Below are 18,380 nucleotides of genomic sequence, written 5' to 3'. Positions count from 1 at the left end.
CGGTTGACGGTGTCGTTGGAGGTGGTCGGGTCGATGCCGTCGTTGATCGCCGCCACGCTCTCCCACGGCGAGGTGTACGACGCCGACGGCGTGGCGCTCCTGGCCACGTTGGTGTCGGCCAGGGCGTTGTCCATGGGTAAGAGAAGGTAGGCCAAGAGCAGGATGGGCAGGATGGCCAGGCGTTTCATGCGCACCTCCGGGCCGCTCGATCGCTGGTAGCGCTAACATTCGCAAGCCGCCGGCTCCACAGGGGGAATCGGCCGTTCACGCGCCGGCTCCGTACGGGAATCGGCCGTTCAGGAACCGGGTCCCTACGGGAATCGGCCATTCAGGTGGCGGCCCCGTACGGCTATCGGCCGTTCGGGCGGCGGCCCCTCCTGAACGCGAAGCCGTCCCCGCTCGTGCCTTGATCGCACGAGCGGGGACGGCCGTCAAACCACCCGCGCCGCCTCCCCCGCCGACCTGCGGGTTCCCGCTGAAACTTTCATCCAGGGCGCCCGTCCACGCCGGTCCTGGCACAAATCGCGCCGCCCATCCCCCGTGACCAGGGCTTTCCCGCGCACTGCGGGTTCAGGCAGACGTTCCCGGGTAGCGGAAAAGTAACGTTGGGTGCCGAGAGGAGAGCACAGCGATGCGTCCCATCGTCTCTGCCGTCATCGCCGTGACCCTGGCCGCCGCCGGTTGCGCGAAAACGGAGATCGACACCTCCTCGCGGTGGCTTCCCCAGAACGACGGCGCCAACGCCGACGTCGGAACCGGGGTGCACGTGCGCAACGCCTTCCTCCTGAACGGCACGGACCCGGCCTCGCCCGCCCCTGAGCAGGGACTGTTCGTGGTGCTGATCAACGAGGGTCACCGGCCGGACCAGCTCGAACGCATCACCCTCGAAGGAGGCGGGACCGTCCGCCTTCCCGGCCCGATCGCCCTGCCGCCCAACCAGCCCGTCGGCGTGGGCGAGCGGCCGCTGTTCACGGTCAGCGGCGTGCGCGGCACCACGGTGCCGATGACGTTCCTCTTCCGGAACGCCGGGCCCGTGCGCATCATCGTGCCGGTCAAGCTGAAGACCGGCCAGTTCGCCAGCCTGAACCCCTCGCCGGCGGAGCCGGCGTCCCCGATGTCCGCCGCGACCGCCCCGCCCACACCGTCCCCGGAGTCCACGGGATCGCCGGGGTCCACAGGATCGCCGGCGGCCCCTGGGTCTCCGGCGGCCTCTGGCAGTCCCTCGCCTTCGCACGGCGAGTGATCACAGTCGACGTACCCGGGCACAGCCGACGTACCCGGGCGTGAGAAGCCCGACCTCCTACCCGAGCGCGAGACACCGATCTGCCAAGGGCGCGAATGAGGGCGCGCGGAGCTCGACCCGCGCTTCCGCGTCATGGCGGCCACCATGGTGGGCTCGCACGTCAGCAACCGATCGGGTTTCCCGTTCACCACCTCGCCACGACATGAGAGTGCTCTCATCCGCGGCTCATGCAGGAGCCATCGCACATCCGCAAGATGAGGACCGAAACACGACACGACCGAGGGGAGCTCTGATGGTTGTCGTCCGGGGGTGGCTTCTGCTGATCGCCATGGCCGCGTTCGCGGCCGGCGCCAACGCCAACGCCGGGCTCTCCGCGGCACAGAGAGACGGCACAACACGGATCAGCGCCACGGCCCAGAGCGTCGGCACTGCACACACCGACGGCACTGGGAAAACCAGCGACGCCGCCGCACACACCAACGGCACTCGACACACCAACGACTCCGCCGTACACACCAGCGGCACTGGACACACCAACAGCGTCATCCAGACGGGCGGCGCGGGGGCTATGCCCGCGATCACGCTCGTCTCGGCGGCCTTCGCCGATGACGACGATGACGGTGAGGGCGATGACGACGATTCCAGCCCCGGCAGACGAAGCCGGGCAGGCGGCGGGCCGGCCGGCGGCTCTCCGGCCGGCGGGCGGACGGAGCGGCGCATCCGGCCCAAGCCGGTGACCAAGAAGACGGCCGACGCCGGACGGCCCGCTCGTGAGCAGAAGCAGCCGTCGACCGGCAGCCCGACAACGGGCGGCACGGGCGCCTCCAGGCCCCAGGGCGACGCGAGCTCCGGCGCATCGCGCGCCCGCCCAGGGTCGGCAGGCGGTTCAGGGTCACATGGCGTGGGCTCCTCAGACGGTTCGGGACCTCCGGGCGGGTCAGGGACTCGGAACGCCCGGTCCGCAGACGGTTCGGAAACACCAGGCAAGTCAGGCGCACCAGGCGCGGCAGCCCTGGACGGGTCAGGCACACCGGGCGCGGCAGCCCGAGACGGGTCGGGGGCCCAAGGCGTGGGAGGCCAGGACGGGTCAGGCGCACCGGGCGCGGCAGCCCGAGACGGGTCGGGGGGCCAAGGCGCGGGAGCCCTGGACGGCACCGATGCTCAGGACGGCGTCGAGTCCCAAGGCGAAGCGGGTTCGCGAGAGGATGCGGGCGCTCAAGACGCCACGAAACCCCAGGACGACGCCGGATCCCAGACGTCCGGAGACGATGCGGGGGCCACGCCGGGTGGGCTGAGCGCGGCCGCCTCGCCGTCACCGTCGCGGGCCGTCGCCGTCCCGCTCGGCGCCGGCAACAACACCGGAAACGGCAACGGCAACGCGGGCCTGTGGGTGCTGGTCGCCCTCGCCGGCACGGCCGCCTTCGCGGGCGCCGCAGTCTGGGCGGCACTCAAGCTCGGCCCCAGCGAATGACCGTCCTCTGCCAAGCCTGTCGCCCACCACCTTGGGCCCCGCGCACCCACGGATCGGACGGCGGCCTGGAGGTGTCGGCGGCCTTCGACGCCTATGTTCGCGGCTTCGCCCGCGAGTTGGTGACCGCCGCCGAGCAGACTCCGCTGCTCTCCCTCACCGACCTTGCCACCGGCCACTACCTGCACCCGGATGCCCCACATGAGGTGGCCCGTCTGATCCTCAGTTGCCTGGATGGTTGAGGTGACCCCCCTCGATGAGAACAGGTCCACGAACTGCTCGTCTTCGTAGATGCCTCCGAGGGCGGCGCGGATCCGGATGGCTGGGCTTCCGCCCGGCAAGGCCGCTCGCGCTACCCGGACGGTTCCGTCGGGCACTTCACAGCAGGAACGGGGCCGCATAGACCTGGGAAGACTCCGATCTCGCGGCCCAGGTACCCCTCCGGCCTGCTACGAAGTCGGCCGAACAACGACCGGACTGCCACTCAGCACAGAAACGGCCCCGTGATCACGAGGCCGCTTCTTCTCTTCGTCTACTTCGCCAACAGGGTCCGTGGGTGGTGGGCGGGGCAGGTGGTTGTGTTATGGCAGCTCGGTCATGGAAGGCTGGGGAAAGGGTGGTCAGACGCGGTCGGCGGCGATCAGCAGGTACTGGAAGCTGCCGTTCTTGTACGCGTCGAGAAAGGCCGTCTCGATGCCGGTGGCCAGCGCCGTCTTGGCCCGCAGTTCCCAGTACGGGATGGTCGCGGCGGTGAGGTCGACGACGCTGATCGGGACCAGGCGGTTGGCCGCCAGCTCCTTGAAGTAGGTGCTGCGCGGATGGATGTCGCAGATGTAGTGGGCGTTGATCTGGCTGACGGCCCGGGACGGCAGACCGTAGGCGTCGTTGTAGCAGCCGGTGATGCAGACGTACCGGCCGCCACGGGCCAGGAGGCGGGCGTGCTCGGCGAACAGGAGAGAGAGTTCGACGTACATCGTGCTCTCGTTGTTCCAGATCGCCTGGAACGTTCCAGTTTCGAAGCCGGTGTCGAGCATGTTGCGGAAGTGGAAGCGCACCTTGTCCTCCACGCCGCGCTTCTTCGACTGCTCGTTGGCGAACGACACTTGGGACTGCGATATGGATATGCCGTCCACCTGGCAGCCGCTCCGGGCATTGACCAGGATGCTGGAGCCGCCGCGGCCCGAGCCGGCGTCCATGACCCGGTGCTCGGGGCGCAGTGTGCCGAGCTGGCTGATGAGCAGGTCGGCCTGTGCGGACTCCAGCCGGTGCAGCTCCTCGACGACTCGTTTCTCGCGGGTGTCCTCGGGGCCGTTCAAGACCGACCAGTCCACCGCGCCGACGCCGTAATGATGGTGGTAGATGCCGTCCACCTCACCCAGGCGGAGGTTGACCGGGTTCCGTTCGGCGTTCCAGTAGTCCGCGACGGAATGCTGGTAGAGGCTGCTGAGGACGGATGATTCTGTGTGGGTGGTCACCGGATGGGTTCCCTTCATGAGTTGTAGCGGCTGCTGGTGCCGTGCCATTCGAGGCATCCGCCCATCCAGCCCTGCGCGCCGCGCAGGAACCGGTGCAGTTCCGGGGACGGGATGGCGGCCAGCTTGCGCTGGCTCTCCTCGAAGCCTCTGACGAAGTCGTTGTGCAGGTGGACGGCACGTTCGGTGGCGTCGCGGGTGGAGCAGCCCTCCTCTTGGGCGATGAGCAGGACGACGTTGGAGTCGGGTAGTTCGTCGGCCGCCTCCCTGGTGACGGAGTGCAGGTCGTTGACGATCACGCTGGCGGTGCCCGCCTGCATGAGCGCGGTGTGGAAGCCGCTCTCGCCGAAGAGGTCGGCGGACAAGACGTAGGCGCCGACGATGTCGATGAGGGTCATGGAGGTGTAGAAGCTGTCGTGTTGCCGCGCGGCGAGGTAGCGCCAGACGGGCGGCGGCGTCTCCAGGTAGCGCCAGGCGGCGTAGGCGGTCCAGCTCACGTACATCTGCGAGGTGATGCCGCGGATGCGCATGACCTGCGAGGGGGTGGCATGGCGGGCGAGGTGGCGGATGGCCGAGCGGAGCGAGACGAGGACGGGGTCGGCCTGGATCGCCTCTTCGAGCCGGCGGGTGTAGTCGCCCGCGTACGGCGGCGGGTCCAGGGCGGACGTCACCAGGGCCAGCCTCGGCGGCAGCTCGGTGGGCGTGGCGCCGAGGTCGGTCTCGTCGGCGTAGTAGTCGTCGGTGGCCCACCACGCGGCGTTCATCTGGGCCGCGATGAGCAGCAGGTCGGGGTCGTCGCTGTCGGGGTGGGCGAGCATGGCCAGCCGCCCGTACCCGGTGTCCGCGAACTCCGTCATCCGCCCTTCGTGCAGGCCGGCCTGCTCCGCCCAGGCCACCAGCCGCCGGTTGACCTCGTCACCGAGGTCATCGTCGACGCGGACCGTCGCGGGGCAGTACAGCGGCGGGTACGACCCGTCGCCCCACTCCCGCTCCACGTAGGGCAGCGGAGCGAGGACGGGCGGGCGCACGCCGCCGGTGAAGGAGGAGAGGGAGAGCTTGCGGAGGCCGGCGGAGCGGTGGCCGTCGCCCTCGTCGGGGCTGGGATCTGGAGGCCGATCCATCTCGGGGAGGCGGAGTGCCGAGGCCCCCAGGCCCGTGGGCCCTGCGGGCAGCGGAGCCGAGGGGGCCGGCCGTGCGGTCTCGTCTGCGAGCATGACGTCTCTTCCTGAAGGGCGCCGAACGTGCGGGGCTGCGATGGCGGACGGCGATGTTGCTGTACGAAGTCAGGAGCACTGCACTGCCAGGTCCCCGAGGAGAGCTGCGAGCACTGAGCCTCGATGTCTCCGAACAGGTCGATACGCTGGACCGCGAAGTCCCCGGACGAGTCCATGTGCTGAGCCGCGATGTCGCCGAGCGGGGTCAAGAGGTCGGCCTGTGACATCACCTATCGGGTCAGGAGCGCTGGGCCGCGATGTCGACGTTCTCGAGGATCCCGATCGCGTCGGGGACCAGGATCGCCGCCGAGAAATACGCGCTGACCAGGTATGACATCACGGCCTGCGTGTTGATGCCCATGAAGCGCACGTTCAGGCCGGGCTCGTATTCCTCCGGGATGCCGAGCTGATGCAGGCCGACGACGCCCTGGTCGTCCTCGCCCGTGCGCATGGCCACGATCGAGGTGGTGTGGTGGGCGGAGATCGGGATCTTGCCGCAGGGGAAGATCGGAATGCCGCGCCAGGCGGGCACCTCGTGGCCTTCGACGGTGGCGCTGCCGGGCACCAGCCCGCGCTTGTTGCACTCGCGGAAGAACGCGGCGATGGCCTTGGGGTGGGCGAGCAGCAGGCGGGTCTTGCGGCGCATGCTGATCAGGTCGTCGAGGTCGTCGGGGGTGGGCGGCCCTGACCAGGTGTGGATGCGCTGACCGTAGTCCGCGTTGTGGAGCAGCCCGAACTCGCGGTTGTTGAGCAGCTCCCACTCCTCGCGCTCGCGGATCTCGTGGATCGTCAGGCGCAGTTGCTGCTCGATCTGATTCATCGGATCGTTGTAGAGGTCGGCCACCCGGCTGTGCACGCGCAGGATCGTCTGGGCGACGCCGAGCTCGTACTCGCGGGGGTGCAGGTCGTAGTCCACGAACGTGCCGTTGATGGAGGGCTCCCCCACGTGGCCGGCGGCGACGTCGACGGCGGCCTCGCCGCGCCGGTTGACCGGCTTGCGGGCGCTCTCCAGGTAGTGCTCGATGTGGCGCCGCAGAGCGGGAGAGGCGTCGAGGATGCGCTGGAAGCCGGACCAGGGCGACACCATGATCGTGCCGGCGGTGGCGGCCCGGACGGTGCACGACCAGCGCGGCTCGGCCTGGCCCAGGGCCTCGTCACCGAACTGGTCGCCGTCGGCGATGACGCCGAGGACCTCCGTGCTGCCGTATTTGCCGGTGGAGAGCCGTTCGAGGCGGCCGTGGGCGATGACGTACGTCTCGCTCACCGGCGCCCCCGCCTCCACGATGACCTCGCCCGCCTGGATCTCGCGCGGCGTGAACGTCGCGGCGATCGCCCTCAGCACGTCCTCGTCGTCGAAGCCGCGCAGCGCGGGGAGCTCCGCGAGCGTCTCCGGGATGATCCGGACATCGTCTCCCCCGCTCTGCGCCACGCTCACCCGGCCGCGCCCGACCTCGTGCGTCAGCCGGCGGTTGACCCGGTAGGTCCCGCCTCTCACGTCGACCCAGGGCAACATGCGCAGCAGCCAGCGGGAGGTGATGGCCTGCATCTGCGGACGGGTCTTGGTGGTGGTGGCCAGGTTGCGCGCGGCCCGGGTGTCCAGGCTCAAACGCGACTCCGTGAGGGGCTCCGTTGGCTCCGTGGGCATGTTTCCTCGCAATCGCAGATCGTGGATCGCACCCTTGTGACATCCCGGACCGACTCATACTGGCCAGGGATGTCCGGAGGTTGACAGGTAATCACTACTGAAAGTAATCAAACAGATACTATCCGTAGAGTATCCCGTTGGTAAAGGGGTGCTCGCCTGCGAGATAGGTGATCTTGCCGATCAGGTGAGGGCGCGGAGCGCGGCGGCGAGCTGGTCCAGTGACGCGTCGACCTCTTCGAGAGACGGCGTGCGGTTCAGGTGGCCGTGCGGCATGCCTTTCGCCAGGTACGCCTCGACCGGGACTCCGGCCTCGCGGAGCTGGCGTTCGAGCAGTTCACCCGAGGGCCTGAGGTCGTCGTACTCCGACAACACGAGCCGCGTGGCGGGCAGGCCGCCGAGCCGGGCGGCGCCGGGGAGCGCGTCGGGCGGAAGGTCGCTGATCCGGCCCACGTAGTTGCCGACCATGTCCTCGATCGAGGCGACGGGGAAGCGCATGGTGGCGGGGAGCGCGACCATCTCGGCGGCCGTCGCGTCGTCGAGGGCCGGGTTGGGGAAGTGCGCGAAGGGGTAGGCGAGGAGCAGCAGATCGGCGGCCCGATGCCCCCGGTCCCGGTTGCGCAGCGCCGCCGCGAGCGCGAGCGCGGCCCCGGCGCTGGCACCGCCCATGGCGACGCGCCCCGACGCAATCGCATCGCGGGACACAGCCGTGCCACTGGATGCGATCGCAGCGGCACCACTGGACGCGATCGCACCGCCGGACGTAGCCGCACCGCCGGACGTATCCGGACCGCCTGGTGCGTTCTCGCCGGTGAGCCAGTGCCAGGCCGCTTCGACGTCGTCCAGCGGCACGGGGTAACGCACGCCGTTCACGGCCAGCCGGTAGCCGACCGACACGACGAAGGCGCCGGCGCGGGCGGCGAGCTCGGCGCTCACGACGTGCGCCTCCGGCATGTCCAGGTCGCCGGCCGAGAAGCCGCCGCCGTGCGCCCACAGCAGGGCCGAGCCCGGGGTGCCCCGGGGGCGGTAGGTACGGATGGGGATGGGGCCGTGCGGCCCGTCGATCCGCAGGTCCTCGACCGTCACCTCCGGCAACGTCCACGGCGCCGGGTCCTCGAAATAGCCCGCGAGCCGTTCGGCGGCGGCCGGGTCGGAGTCGGCGTCGCTCCAGGTGATGCCCTGGAGCAGGTGCAGCTTCTCGGCGAGGTACGGGTTGAACGGCACGGTCTCTCTTTTCGTCCGGTGTGCGGGCGCGGCGGGATCATTGTCCGCCCGCGCAGGACCAGAGACGGAGCCGGGGCCGTTCGCGGGAACGGGCGGCCCGGCGGCGGCAGGACAACGCCGAACCACCCGCCGAACCACCCGCCCGCACCGCTGCGGGGCGCCTTCCGCCCCGTCGCGTCCCCGTCGGCGCCCGCTTCGGCGCCCGCTTCGGCGCCCGCTTCGGCGCCCGCTTCGGCGCCCGCTTCGGCGCCACCGTCGCGGTCAGGTGTCGCGGCCGCGGTAGGTGTCCTCGATGGTCGCGCCGTCGTGCAGGCCCCAGCTCACGATGCGCGAGGGGCGCAGCACGATCTTCGGACGGGCGCCGCCGATGGCCTCCGCGTGGCCCCGGATCTCCACGCCGCGCGGCCGCCAGGGCGGCAGCACGTCGTCGATGACCAGGGCGGCGCGGCCGGTGCGGCCCACGTCCCTGAACTTCTTCGACCGGCCGAAGTTGCGCCCGCTGATCTCGATCACACCCGAGGTCGGGTCGAGGGACCAGCCGACCGGCGCGACGTGCGGCATGCCGTCGGCGCCGACGGTGGCCAGCCTGCCCAGCCGCTGCTCCGCCAGCAGGTAGGCGAGCTCCAGGTCACTGAAGAGGCTCATGCGGTCCTCTCCATCAACAGGTACGTGAGTCCCGGGTCACTGAAGAGGCTCATGCGGCCTTCTCCGCCAGGGCGGCTGCGCGCCGTACGGCGAGCGGGGAGACCGCCGCGCCGATCGCCGCCGCGCCGGCCCCGAGCCAGAACAGCGAGGTGAAGGCGGAGTCCGGCACGCCCGCGCCGGTCGAGGCGCTGGAGGCCATGACCGCGGCGGCGAGCTGGCTGCCGACGACGCTGCCGACGGTCCTGATGATGTTGTTGATGCCGTTGGCGGTGCCGGTGCGCTCCAGCGGCACGATGTCGGAGATCAGCTTGGGCAGGCCGCCCATGATGAGGCCGGACCCGGCCCCGATGATCCCGTAGAACACCAGGTGCTGCCACTGGGCGGTGTGGGCCAGGGCCATCAGCGCCGCTCCCACCGCGAACAGCAGGAACCCGGCCGCCAGCGGCCCGCGCGGCCCGAACGTCGCCGTGGTCCTGCCGACGGCCATGCCCGCCGGGATGATCGCCAGCATGCCCGGCAACATCAGCAGCCCGGCGAGGGTGACCGAGGCGCCGAAGCCGGCCGGCTGCTGGGCGAAGAGTGGCATGGCCAGGTAGAAGAAGTAGGAGCCGGCGCCGAACAGCAGGGCGGCGGCGTGTGTGGCCAGCATGGGCCGGTCGGTCAGCTCGCCGATGTCGATGAGCGGATCGTTCTTGCGCCGTTCCACCACGACGAGGGCGGCCAGCAGCACCACCCCCAGCGCGAACAGCCCGAGCACCGGCGCGGAGGCCCAGCCCCACGAGGGTCCCTGGGTGAGGCCGAGCAGCACCGCGACCAGGCTCAGTCCCAGCAGCGCGGCTCCCGGCAGGTCCAGGCGGCCCGCCACGGCGCGCCGCCCGGCCGGCACCCAGCGCGACACCGCCAGCAGGCTCACCAGCGCCAGCAGCGCGCCGAGCACGAACAGGTAGCGCCAGGACAGGTAGTCGGCCAGCAACCCGCCGACCACCAGCCCGGCTCCGGCTCCGGCGCCGACGATGCCCGAGACCAGGCCCATGGCGAACGGCAGCCGCTCGCGCGGCAGGGCCTCGCGCAGCACCGCCATCGACAGCGGCACCACGGCCAGCGCGGAGCCCTGCACGACGCGGGCCACGATGAGCTGCCCGATGTCCTGCGCGAGGGCCGCGCCCGCCATGCCGACGGCGTAGGCGATCAGCACGCCGATCATCACGCGGCGGATGCCGTACAGGTCGCCGAGGCGGCCGAGCAGCGGGGTGAGGACGGCGCTGGAGAGCAGGAAGGCGCTGAGGATCCAGGCCGACCAGGTGGCGGAGGTGTTCAGCTCCCTGGTGAGCAGGCCGAGGGCGGGGACCACCACGGTCTGCATGAGGGAGTAGCCGAAGACCGCCGTGCCCAGGGCCGCGAGGATCCGGTTCCCGGAAGTCACAGTGAAGCCCTTCTAGTTCGTAGTACGAATAGTTGGTAAGGCGAACTAGATTAGTTGGCAGTCCGAACCATCGTCAATCCGAACAGGCAGGGGGCCCGTCCCGACCGCTCCCGAGCGGCCCCTAGCCTGGGCAGCGTGCCGAAGACATCGATCGAAGACCGCGACTGGATCGCCGAGGCCGTGCGGCGGGTGGAGGCCGACGCCAACCGCAGCGCCGACACCCACCTGCACGCCGTCACCCTGCCGGGCGCGCCGGGCGTGGACCTGTACCTGAAGGACGAGTCCGTGCATCCCACGGGCAGCCTCAAGCACCGGCTCGCGCGCTCCCTCTTCCTGTACGCGCTGTGCAACGGCTGGATCCACCGCGGCACCACGATCGTCGAGGCGTCCAGCGGCTCGACGGCGGTCAGCGAGGCCTATTTCGCCCGGCTGCTGGGCCTGCCGTTCATCGCCGTCATGCCCCGCACGACGAGCCGCGAGAAGGTCGAGCTGATCGAGTGGCACGGCGGCCGATGTCACTTCGTCGGCCGCTCCGCCGAGGTCTACGACGCGGCCCGCCAGATCGCCGCCGAGCGCGGCGGGCACTACATGGACCAGTTCACCTACGCCGAGCGGGCCACCGACTGGCGCGGCAACAACAACATCGCCGAGTCCATCTTCGAGCAGATGGCCGCCGAGCGGCATCCCATCCCCTCCTGGGTCGTGGTCAGCGCGGGAACCGGCGGAACGTCGGCCACCATCGGCCGCTACGTGCGCTACCGCCGCCACCCCACCCGGGTCCTCGTGGCCGATCCCGAGGGGTCGGCGTTCCACGAGGGCTGGATCCGGGACACCTCCGACGTCACCATGACCACCCAGTCGCGCATCGAGGGCATCGGGCGGCCGCGCGTGGAGCCGTCCTTCGTGGGCGGCGTCATCGACGACATGGAGCAGGTGCCGGACGCCGCGTCGATCGCCACGATGCGGTGGTTGTCGGGCCGCATGGGCCGTACGGCGGGCGCCTCCACCGGCACGAACGTCTGGGCCTCCCTGCGCCTCATCGAGCGCATGCGCGTGGCCGGCGAGCAGGGCAGCGTCGTCACGCTGCTGTGCGACTCGGGCGAGCGGTATCTGAGCACCTGTTTCGACGACGGGTGGCTGGTGGAGCAGGGGATCGACATCGCGCCCTACACGGCGGCGCTGAAGGCGTACGACGCCACGGGCGACTTCCGGCCGGACGTCGGCGCCTGAGCCGCGCGCGGCCGGGTCTACGATCTGTCGGAGTGATCGCCGCCGCATCAGCCGGGCACCGGCTGGAAAGGACCCCCACGTGTTCGACGCCGACGTGCATGCCTACCTCCGGTCGATGGCGGGGGCCCAGGGCCACCGGGCCGGGATGTTCCTGATCCGGTTCGACGAGCACGACGCCGCGCCCCCGTTCAACTACGCCATCCCGGACGACGGCGCCGACCCCACCGAGGACGAGGTCGCCGGGCTCGTGGCGGCCTTCCGCGAGCGCGGCAGGACGCCCCGGCTGGAATACGTGCCGCAGGCGGCGCCGAAGCTGGAAAGCACGCTGCTCGCGGCCGGATTCACGGTGGAGGGCCGCTACCCGCTGCTGGTGTGCCCGCCGGAGGAGGTCGTGGACGCTCCCGTGGACGCCGCCGTACGGGTCGCCTCGGTGACGGACGATCCCGGGCTCTGGCGGGTCGCGGCGGTGATGAACGCGGCGTTCGACGCGCCGGAGGCGAACGAGCACGACGTGGCACGGCTGCGGCGGGTCCTCGACGGCGGCGGGTTCGTGGCCGCCGCCGTGGACACCACGACCGGCGACGTCGTGGGCGGCGGTCAGATCGGGTGCCCGCATCGGGGGATCGCCGAGGTCGCGGGCATCGCGGTCCGCGCCTCCCACCGGCGGCGCGGCATCGCGGGCGCGGTCACGGCCTTCCTGACCCGCGCGGGCGCGGAGAGCGGGATCCGCGTCCCGTTCCTCACCCCGGGCGACGACGGCGCCGCCCGGGTCTACGCGCGCGTCGGCTATCACAAGGTCGGCGAGGTCCTGCACATCTCCCTGCCCTGATCAGGGGGCGCGGTCGCTGGGGAGGTGCGGGCCGCCGGTCAGTGGATGCGGCGGCCCCGGGCGTCGGGGATGCCTGACTTGCGGTAGAAGTAGGTGTTGATCTGGTCGCGCCACTCCTCGGCGCACCGGAGTTGCTCGTCGAGCCGCTCCCGCACCCGGGCGTACAGCGCCGGATCCACGGTCCCGGCCAGCTTCTCCCAGACGAGCCGGATCCCGGCCGCCTCCTCGGCGCCCGCGAAATGGTCGTCGTAGATGTGCTGGATGACGGTGGAGCCGGACCGCAGCACGTGCTCGTAGGGCACGTGGTGGAAGAAGAGCAGCAGCTCGTCGGGGCACTCGGCGCGCGATTCGTACACCTCCGACCAGGGCGGCGGGTACTGGCCGGTGAAGCCGGTGCCGGTGGCGCGGGTGCGGTCGACGCCGACGCCGTCGCGGTCGGCGAAGTGGTAGGTGCCCCACGGCGTGTACTCGTAGCCGTCCACGTCCGGGCCGTAGTGGTGGCCGGGGCGCACCATGAAGCCGACGCCGAGCGGGGCGGTGTAGCGCTCGTAGGTCTGCCAGGAGCCGTCCATCATGGTGTGCAGCGCCTGCCGGAGCGGCTCCTGGGCGCCGCTCGCCACCGGCGCGAAGGTGAGGCCGATCCACTCGTCGAGGACGGCGGCGGGGTCCAGGTGGGGGGCCCAGGCGAGGCGGCCGAAGGCGTACAGGTTGGCCTGGGCGAGCGGATGGCCGGTCCAGTAGAAGTCGTCGCCGACGTTGGAGACCGCGATGATGCCGCCGCCGGTCGCGAGGGAGGCGACGTCGTGGCCGTCCTCTCCCCAGGGGCGGAAGCCGAGGATCTCGCGCCACATCGGGGCCAGGTAGCACACGTGGCGCTGCTGGCCGGTGTACTCCTGCGTCACCTGCAGCTCGACCGCCAGCCGGGTCCCGGGCATGGCGGCGATCACCGGGGAGACCGGCTCGCGCGTCTGGAAGTCGATGGGGCCGTGCTTGACCTGCACGATCGCGTTGTCGCTGAAGCGGCCGTCGAGCGGGGCGAAGTGGTCGAACGCGGCGCGGGCCCGGTCGGTCGAGCGGTCGCGCCAGTCCTGGCGGTGGTCGTAGACGAAGGCCCGCCAGTGCACGACCCCGCCGAACGGCTCCAGGACGCCGGCGAGCAGGTTCGCGCCGTCGGCGTGGTCGCGCCCGTACGCGAACGGCCCCGGTTGTCCCTCGGAGTCGGCCTTCACCACGTAGCCCCCGAAGTCGGGGATCGTCTCGTACACCCGCCGGGTGGTCGCCGCCCACCACGCGCGCACGCCCTCGTCGAGCGGGTCGGCCGTCGGCAGCCCGCCGAGGGCGATGGGCGAGGCGAAGGTGACCGACAGGTGCACGCGGATCCCGTACGGGCGCAGCGCCCCGGCGATGGCGGCGACGTCACCGAGCCGGTCCGTCAGCAGGTGGGCCTCGGTGGCGTGCACGTTGACGTTGTTGACCGTGATCGCGTTGACGCCGCACGCGGCCAGCAGCCGCCCGTAGGCCCGGACCCTGGTCAGGTCGCCGGTCAGGGCGCCGTTCCGCCAGAAGATCGAGCCGCCCGAGTAGCCGCGCTCGACCGGGCCCATCACGGGGTGCACGTCGATGTTGTCCCAGTGGTCGAGCATGCGCCGGCGCGTCGCGGGCCGGTGGCGCTCCGGGGGCCGGCCGCCGGCGAAGGCCGCCTCGCCGAGCCTGACCACGTGGAAGAGGCCGTAGAGCAGGCCGGCCGGGTCGTCGGCGAGCACCACGGTGACACCCTCGTGGCGGGCGAGCAGATAGGACTCCTCGCCGATCGTGTCCTCGCCGTACGCCGCGCGCACCGCGTGCGCGGCGGCGGGCAGCGGGCCGGCCGTGGCGAGCGCCAGCACCAGATCCGCCTCGCCGCTCAGGCTCAGGGTGCCGCCGTGGCGGGCGCAGGCGTGCGCGACCTCGTCGTGCACGGCGCCGGGGCCGGGCACGAGGACGCGGCGGGAGCCGAGGGGACGGAACGCCTCGGGCGGCAGCCAGGCGGCGTGGGCGCCGGCCGGTTCTGGGATGGTCACGAGAGTCCTCCGCGGGTGAACTTCGCCTCGATCTCGGCGATCATCGGACGGCCGTTGCGCAGGAGCGCCGCCACGAGGGCGAACGCCAGCAGCGCCAGGACCGCCTCCGAGGTGTACAGGGTGATGCCGGCCGCCACGATCAGCAGGCAGGCGTTGCCGACGGTGACTCCGGGCGTGCGGACGAGGAAGTAGGAGGCCAGGCGGGCGACGTCCGCCGGGCGGAACGCGTACAGGGAGGTGATCATCAGGGCGTTGGCGGCCCAGAGGGTCGCCGCCAGCGCGATCACCACCAGCAGCGCCGCCCACCAGCCGGGGACGCCCGCGGCGCCGAAGTTGGCCAGGTTCGTGGCGACGACGGCCAGGCCGGCGAGCCACGGGACCCAGATCTTCATGACGCCGCGGACGTTGGCCCGGTATCCGCGCCAGAACGCCCTGGCCGGCGAGAGGTCGCCGAGGTCACGGCGGCGGTGGTGCAGCGCGTGCAGCGCGGCCGAGAGCGCGGGGCCGAGCGGGAGCGCGCAGAGCGCGGCGAGCGGGACGTTGCTGGCGTCGCGGTCGAGCAGGATGAGCCCGGCCAGGCCGGGCACGGTGGCGGCCAGCAGCAGCAGCTCCACGACCAGCCAGGTGTAGATGAGGGCGGCGGCGCGCGAGAGCGGCCCCTGTCCGAAACGGCCGCCCGCTGTCACGTCGGTCATCGCGTCGTCTCCCGCAGGCCGCCCGCTGTCACGTCGATCATCGCGTCGTCTCTCCCAGGCCGAGGATGCGGCTGTCATCCCACCATGGCGGGGTCTCGTCCGCCACCGCCGTGAGCTCCACGAGGGTCACCTCGTGGCGGCCGAGCGTGAGGTCGAGGTCGGCGTGCCCGCCGGCGACCGGCAGGCTCGTGTGGGTGCGGACCGGCTCCGCCAGCTCCCTGAGCGTGTCGAGCTGCCGGGGGCGCGGGGAGCGCGGGCGGCCCATGTCGCACCAGGCCGCCCAGGCGTTGCCCTGCTCGTCGCTGACCGACGAGCGGAGCGCGAAGGCCGTGGTGGCGTCGCCGAGCGGGATCGACAGGCGCACGGTGTGCCGGTCCACGGGGGCGGCGCCGGTGACGTCCACCGGAGCCCAGGCGAGGACGGTGACGCGGCCGGCGGCGTCCCGGGTGACCAGGTGGTCGTCGCCGCAGGCCAGGACGTGCTCGCCCATCCGGGCCATGAACGCGTACAGGTGGTAGGTGGGCTTCTTGATCTGGCGGTGGGTCAGCAGCCCGAAGCCGCCGTGGAAGATCGAGGTGGGGATCCCCGCTTCCTCGAACATGTCGCTGAAGGTCCAGTAGGAGAAGGAGTCGACCAGGTCTCCCCCGGCAGCCAGCACCGGGGCGAGGTAGGCGGCGTTCAGCGCGGTGTCGTGCAGGGGGTTGTCGGGCCGGTAGGAGGAGTTGAACTCCGTGATGTGCACCGGCAGGTCCGCCAGCGGGGTGCCCTGGAGCTGCCGTCGCGGGGTCGCGAACTGCTCCAGCAGCCCGGACGCGGGCGCCAGCGTCTGGTGCACGCCGAACGGCACGTGCTGGGCCGGTCCGGAGGTGTAGGCGTGGCGGCTGACGAAGTCGACCGGGACCGAGCGCTCGGTGACGAAGTCGGCGAACCGCGTCATCCACCCGTCGGATCCGGGCGAGATGGCCGGGCCGCCGACCTGCAGCGAGGCGTCCACGTCCTTGATCGTGCGCGCGGTCACCTCGTACAGGCGGTGGTAGGCGGCCTCGTCGGCGTCCTGCCAGAAGTCCTTGAGGTTCGGCTCGTTCCACACCTCGATCGGCCAGGTGCGCACCTGCTCCAGGCCGTAGCGGTCGATCAGGTGCCGCACGGTGGCGCGGACCAGGGCCGCCCACTCCTGCCAGGAGCTGGGCGGGGTGACGTTGCCCTGCCACCAGAACACCGTCTGGTCGCCGGAGGCCAGCCCGGAGGGCATGAAGCCCAGCTCCAGGAACGGGGCGATCCCGAGGTCGAGGTAGGCGTCGATCACCTGGTCCACGTACGTGAAGGAGTGCCGCACGTGCCGCGACCCCCCGTACTCGTACGGCTGGTGGACGCCCGCGCCGTCGCTCAGCAGCCCGTGCCCCCGGATGTACCGGAAACCGATCTCCCGCTGGACCAGGGCCAGCGAATCCTGGTAGTCGCGCCGCAGCGCGAGCTCGAAGCGGCCGGTGCCGACGCAGAGCCGCCAGGCGTCGGACAGCCGTCCCGAGGGTTCTCCGGGGACACGGATCCGCATCAGCCGTTGGCCTTCTTGAAGCGCTCGTAAGCGGTGTTGACCAGGTTCATGTAGGAGGAGACGTTCTTGGAGTCCAGCTCCTTGACGTAGGCGTCCCACTCGCTGAGGTCACGCTGGCCGAGGATGAACTTGAGCGAGTTCTGGGTGACGTAGTCCTGCAGCGGCGTCTCCCACAACGTCGCCTGCTCGCGCTCCTCCTCGGTGAAGGGGTGCGGCGGGTCCAGGGGCAGGGCCTTCCTGGCCTTCATCACCTTCTGGAACGCGAGCTCCTCCTCCGAGAACGTGGACTCCAGGAGCTTGGTGGTGCCGCCGTAGGCGAAGACGCCGTTGCCGAAGCCGAAGTCCTTCTGCAGGTGCTTGGGCGCGCCGGGGTTGAGGCCGACGTAGTCGACGTCATCGGCCAGCTTGTACGTGCCGGAGGCGTCCTTGGTGGAGGTGACGCCCTCGACGCCCCACTTGGCGTACTCCTCGCCCGCGTCGGAGTACCAGAGCCAGTCGACGAACTGCATCATGGCCACGAAGTTCTTGTGCTCGGCGGCCTTCTTGGAGATCATGAGGCCGTTCTCCAGGCGGGAGCCGAGCTTGACCTCGCCGAGCGGGCCGTACGGCGTCGGGATCTTGACGATCTTGGCGCCAGGGACGTCCTTGGTCAGCGTCGGCCGGTAGTCGTTGATCAGCGTCTGCGCGTTGGTGCTGATCACGAAGGACTTGCCGGAGACGAACTTCGCCTTGGCGGCGTCGTCGGTCTGGGTGAAGCTCTCCGGGTCGAGCAGCTTCTCCTTCACCAGCTTGTTCAGGTAGGTCAGGATCTGCTTGTACTGCTCCATCGCGCCGGTGAAGACGAACGTGCCGGCGGTGGCGTCCCAGGTGGCGTTGTGGTAGTTCCAGCCGGCCTGGGTGCCGTAGGCCTGGGCGAGCATGTTGAGCAGGTTGCCGCCGGGCGTGGGGATGCCCCAGCGGTCCGTCATCGGGTACTGCTCGGGATATTCGGCCTTCATGGCCTTGAGCACGGCGTAGAGGTCCTCCCAGGTCTTGGGCACCTCAAGCTTGAGCTTCTCCAGGATGTCGGTCCGCACGGCCAGCGAGTAGTCGATCCAGATCTCCTCGTGGACGCCGGGCAGCAGGTAGTAGCGGTTGTCCGACTGCAGGAGCGTGTCCAGGTCGCCCTGCAGGTTCCACTTGGCGATCTTGTCCTTGAAGTTCGGCATCAGGTCGACGTAGTCGCTGACCGGGAGGAGCGCGCCCGAGGCGACGAAGGCCTCCTCCTGGTGCGGGTAGGTCTTCGGGATGATGAACGGCGCGTCGCCGGCGCCGATCAGCAGGCTGCGCTTCTGCTCGTAGTCGCTGAGCGGCACGACCGTCGGCTGGAGCGTCACGCCGGTCCGCTTGCCGAGCTCCGTCCAGAACAACCAGTCGTTCTTGATCGGATAGTTGGGGTGGTTGTTGTACAGGATGGAGAACGAGACCGCCTCGGTCGCCTTGAACTGCTGGTTGACGCCGTAGTTGGCCATCGCGCCCGCCTTGTTCGAGGCCAGGTCCTGGGTGCCCTTCTTCGGAGCCTCGTCCTCACCGCAACCGGCGAGCAGGAGCGTGAACGCGCCCAGGCCGACTATCGCCTGACGTCGTGATATTTCGCGCATCGGGGGGAATCCTTTTCCGTGATCAGAGTGGTGGGGAAGC

16 protein-coding genes are annotated in these 18,380 nt (G+C 70.8%); 5 read left to right on the top strand and 11 right to left on the bottom strand.

What is annotated here, in order from left to right:
- Positions 1-188, bottom strand: a 188-nt coding sequence (locus ACWD0F_RS36770) for a hypothetical protein (protein WP_449884430.1), incomplete at its 3' end; no start/stop codon positions are given.
- Positions 189-631: 443 nt separating this feature from the next.
- On the opposite strand from ACWD0F_RS36770, the gene ACWD0F_RS36765 reads away from it, so the two are divergent.
- The 3 genes from ACWD0F_RS36765 to ACWD0F_RS36755 all read left to right on the top strand — a co-directional run bounded on the left by ACWD0F_RS36765 (position 632) and on the right by ACWD0F_RS36755 (position 2,953).
- Positions 632-1,243, top strand: a complete 612-nt coding sequence (locus ACWD0F_RS36765; RefSeq protein WP_449884428.1) for a hypothetical protein — start codon at positions 632-634, stop codon at positions 1,241-1,243.
- Positions 1,244-2,312: 1,069 nt separating this feature from the next.
- A complete protein-coding gene (locus ACWD0F_RS36760) occupies positions 2,313-2,714 on the top strand; it encodes a hypothetical protein (protein ID WP_449884425.1) in 402 nt (133 codons plus the stop codon).
- A 71-nt stretch (positions 2,715-2,785) separates the two neighbouring features.
- Positions 2,786-2,953, top strand: a complete 168-nt coding sequence (locus ACWD0F_RS36755) for a hypothetical protein (RefSeq protein WP_449884422.1) — start codon at positions 2,786-2,788, stop codon at positions 2,951-2,953.
- 378 nt (positions 2,954-3,331) lie between these two features.
- On the opposite strand, the gene ACWD0F_RS36750 is transcribed toward ACWD0F_RS36755, so the two are convergent.
- The 6 genes from ACWD0F_RS36750 to ACWD0F_RS36725 form a co-directional block, all read right to left on the bottom strand.
- On the bottom strand, positions 3,332-4,204 hold the full coding sequence (locus ACWD0F_RS36750; protein ID WP_449884419.1) for a geranyl diphosphate 2-C-methyltransferase: 873 nt from the start codon (positions 4,202-4,204) through the stop codon (positions 3,332-3,334).
- On the bottom strand, positions 4,201-5,397 hold the full coding sequence (locus tag ACWD0F_RS36745) for a family 2 encapsulin nanocompartment cargo protein terpene cyclase (RefSeq protein WP_449884416.1): 1,197 nt from the start codon (positions 5,395-5,397) through the stop codon (positions 4,201-4,203). Before ACWD0F_RS36745 ends, ACWD0F_RS36750 begins: the two co-directional genes overlap by 4 nt.
- 238 nt (positions 5,398-5,635) lie before the next feature.
- Positions 5,636-7,042 (bottom strand): family 2B encapsulin nanocompartment shell protein, encoded by a 1,407-nt coding sequence (locus tag ACWD0F_RS36740; RefSeq protein ID WP_449884413.1) that lies wholly within the window; start codon positions 7,040-7,042, stop codon positions 5,636-5,638.
- A gap of 180 nt (positions 7,043-7,222) precedes the next feature.
- On the bottom strand, positions 7,223-8,263 hold the full coding sequence (locus ACWD0F_RS36735; protein ID WP_449884411.1) for an alpha/beta hydrolase: 1,041 nt from the start codon (positions 8,261-8,263) through the stop codon (positions 7,223-7,225).
- Between the two features lie 261 nt (positions 8,264-8,524).
- On the bottom strand, positions 8,525-8,908 hold the full coding sequence (locus ACWD0F_RS36730; protein WP_449884408.1) for a PPOX class F420-dependent oxidoreductase: 384 nt from the start codon (positions 8,906-8,908) through the stop codon (positions 8,525-8,527).
- A gap of 49 nt (positions 8,909-8,957) precedes the next feature.
- Positions 8,958-10,331: an MFS transporter gene (locus ACWD0F_RS36725; RefSeq protein ID WP_449884405.1), complete on the bottom strand. Its 1,374-nt coding sequence runs from the start codon at positions 10,329-10,331 to the stop codon at positions 8,958-8,960.
- A 135-nt stretch (positions 10,332-10,466) separates the two neighbouring features.
- On the opposite strand from ACWD0F_RS36725, the gene ACWD0F_RS36720 reads away from it, so the two are divergent.
- Both ACWD0F_RS36720 and ACWD0F_RS36715 read left to right on the top strand, forming a co-directional pair.
- Positions 10,467-11,561, top strand: a complete 1,095-nt coding sequence (locus tag ACWD0F_RS36720; protein ID WP_449884403.1) for a PLP-dependent cysteine synthase family protein — start codon at positions 10,467-10,469, stop codon at positions 11,559-11,561.
- A gap of 79 nt (positions 11,562-11,640) precedes the next feature.
- The gene (locus ACWD0F_RS36715) at positions 11,641-12,390 is read left to right on the top strand and encodes a GNAT family N-acetyltransferase (protein ID WP_449884400.1); all 750 of its coding nucleotides are present in this window, start codon (positions 11,641-11,643) and stop codon (positions 12,388-12,390) included.
- Positions 12,391-12,428: 38 nt separating this feature from the next.
- Here ACWD0F_RS36715 and ACWD0F_RS36710 read toward each other — a convergent pair whose 3' ends face one another.
- Genes ACWD0F_RS36710 through ACWD0F_RS36695 form a run of 4 tightly spaced genes read right to left on the bottom strand, consistent with a single transcriptional unit; the run spans position 12,429 to position 18,340 of the window.
- Positions 12,429-14,450: an alpha-glucuronidase gene (locus ACWD0F_RS36710; protein ID WP_449884397.1), complete on the bottom strand. Its 2,022-nt coding sequence runs from the start codon at positions 14,448-14,450 to the stop codon at positions 12,429-12,431.
- Complete coding sequence (locus ACWD0F_RS36705; protein WP_449884394.1) at positions 14,447-15,145, bottom strand: hypothetical protein; 699 nt, start codon at positions 15,143-15,145, stop codon at positions 14,447-14,449. The genes ACWD0F_RS36710 and ACWD0F_RS36705 overlap by 4 nt, the downstream gene beginning before the upstream one ends.
- A 37-nt stretch (positions 15,146-15,182) precedes the next feature.
- Positions 15,183-16,700, bottom strand: a complete 1,518-nt coding sequence (locus ACWD0F_RS36700; protein WP_449884391.1) for a GH39 family glycosyl hydrolase — start codon at positions 16,698-16,700, stop codon at positions 15,183-15,185.
- Positions 16,700-18,340, bottom strand: a complete 1,641-nt coding sequence (locus tag ACWD0F_RS36695) for an ABC transporter substrate-binding protein (RefSeq protein ID WP_449884389.1) — start codon at positions 18,338-18,340, stop codon at positions 16,700-16,702. Before ACWD0F_RS36695 ends, ACWD0F_RS36700 begins: the two co-directional genes overlap by 1 nt.
- Positions 18,341-18,380 lie beyond the last annotated feature (40 nt).

Source organism: Nonomuraea sp. NPDC002799 (genome assembly GCF_053592075.1).
Note: the sequence above shows the minus strand (reverse complement) of the source record. Positions and strands in the feature narration are given on the sequence as shown.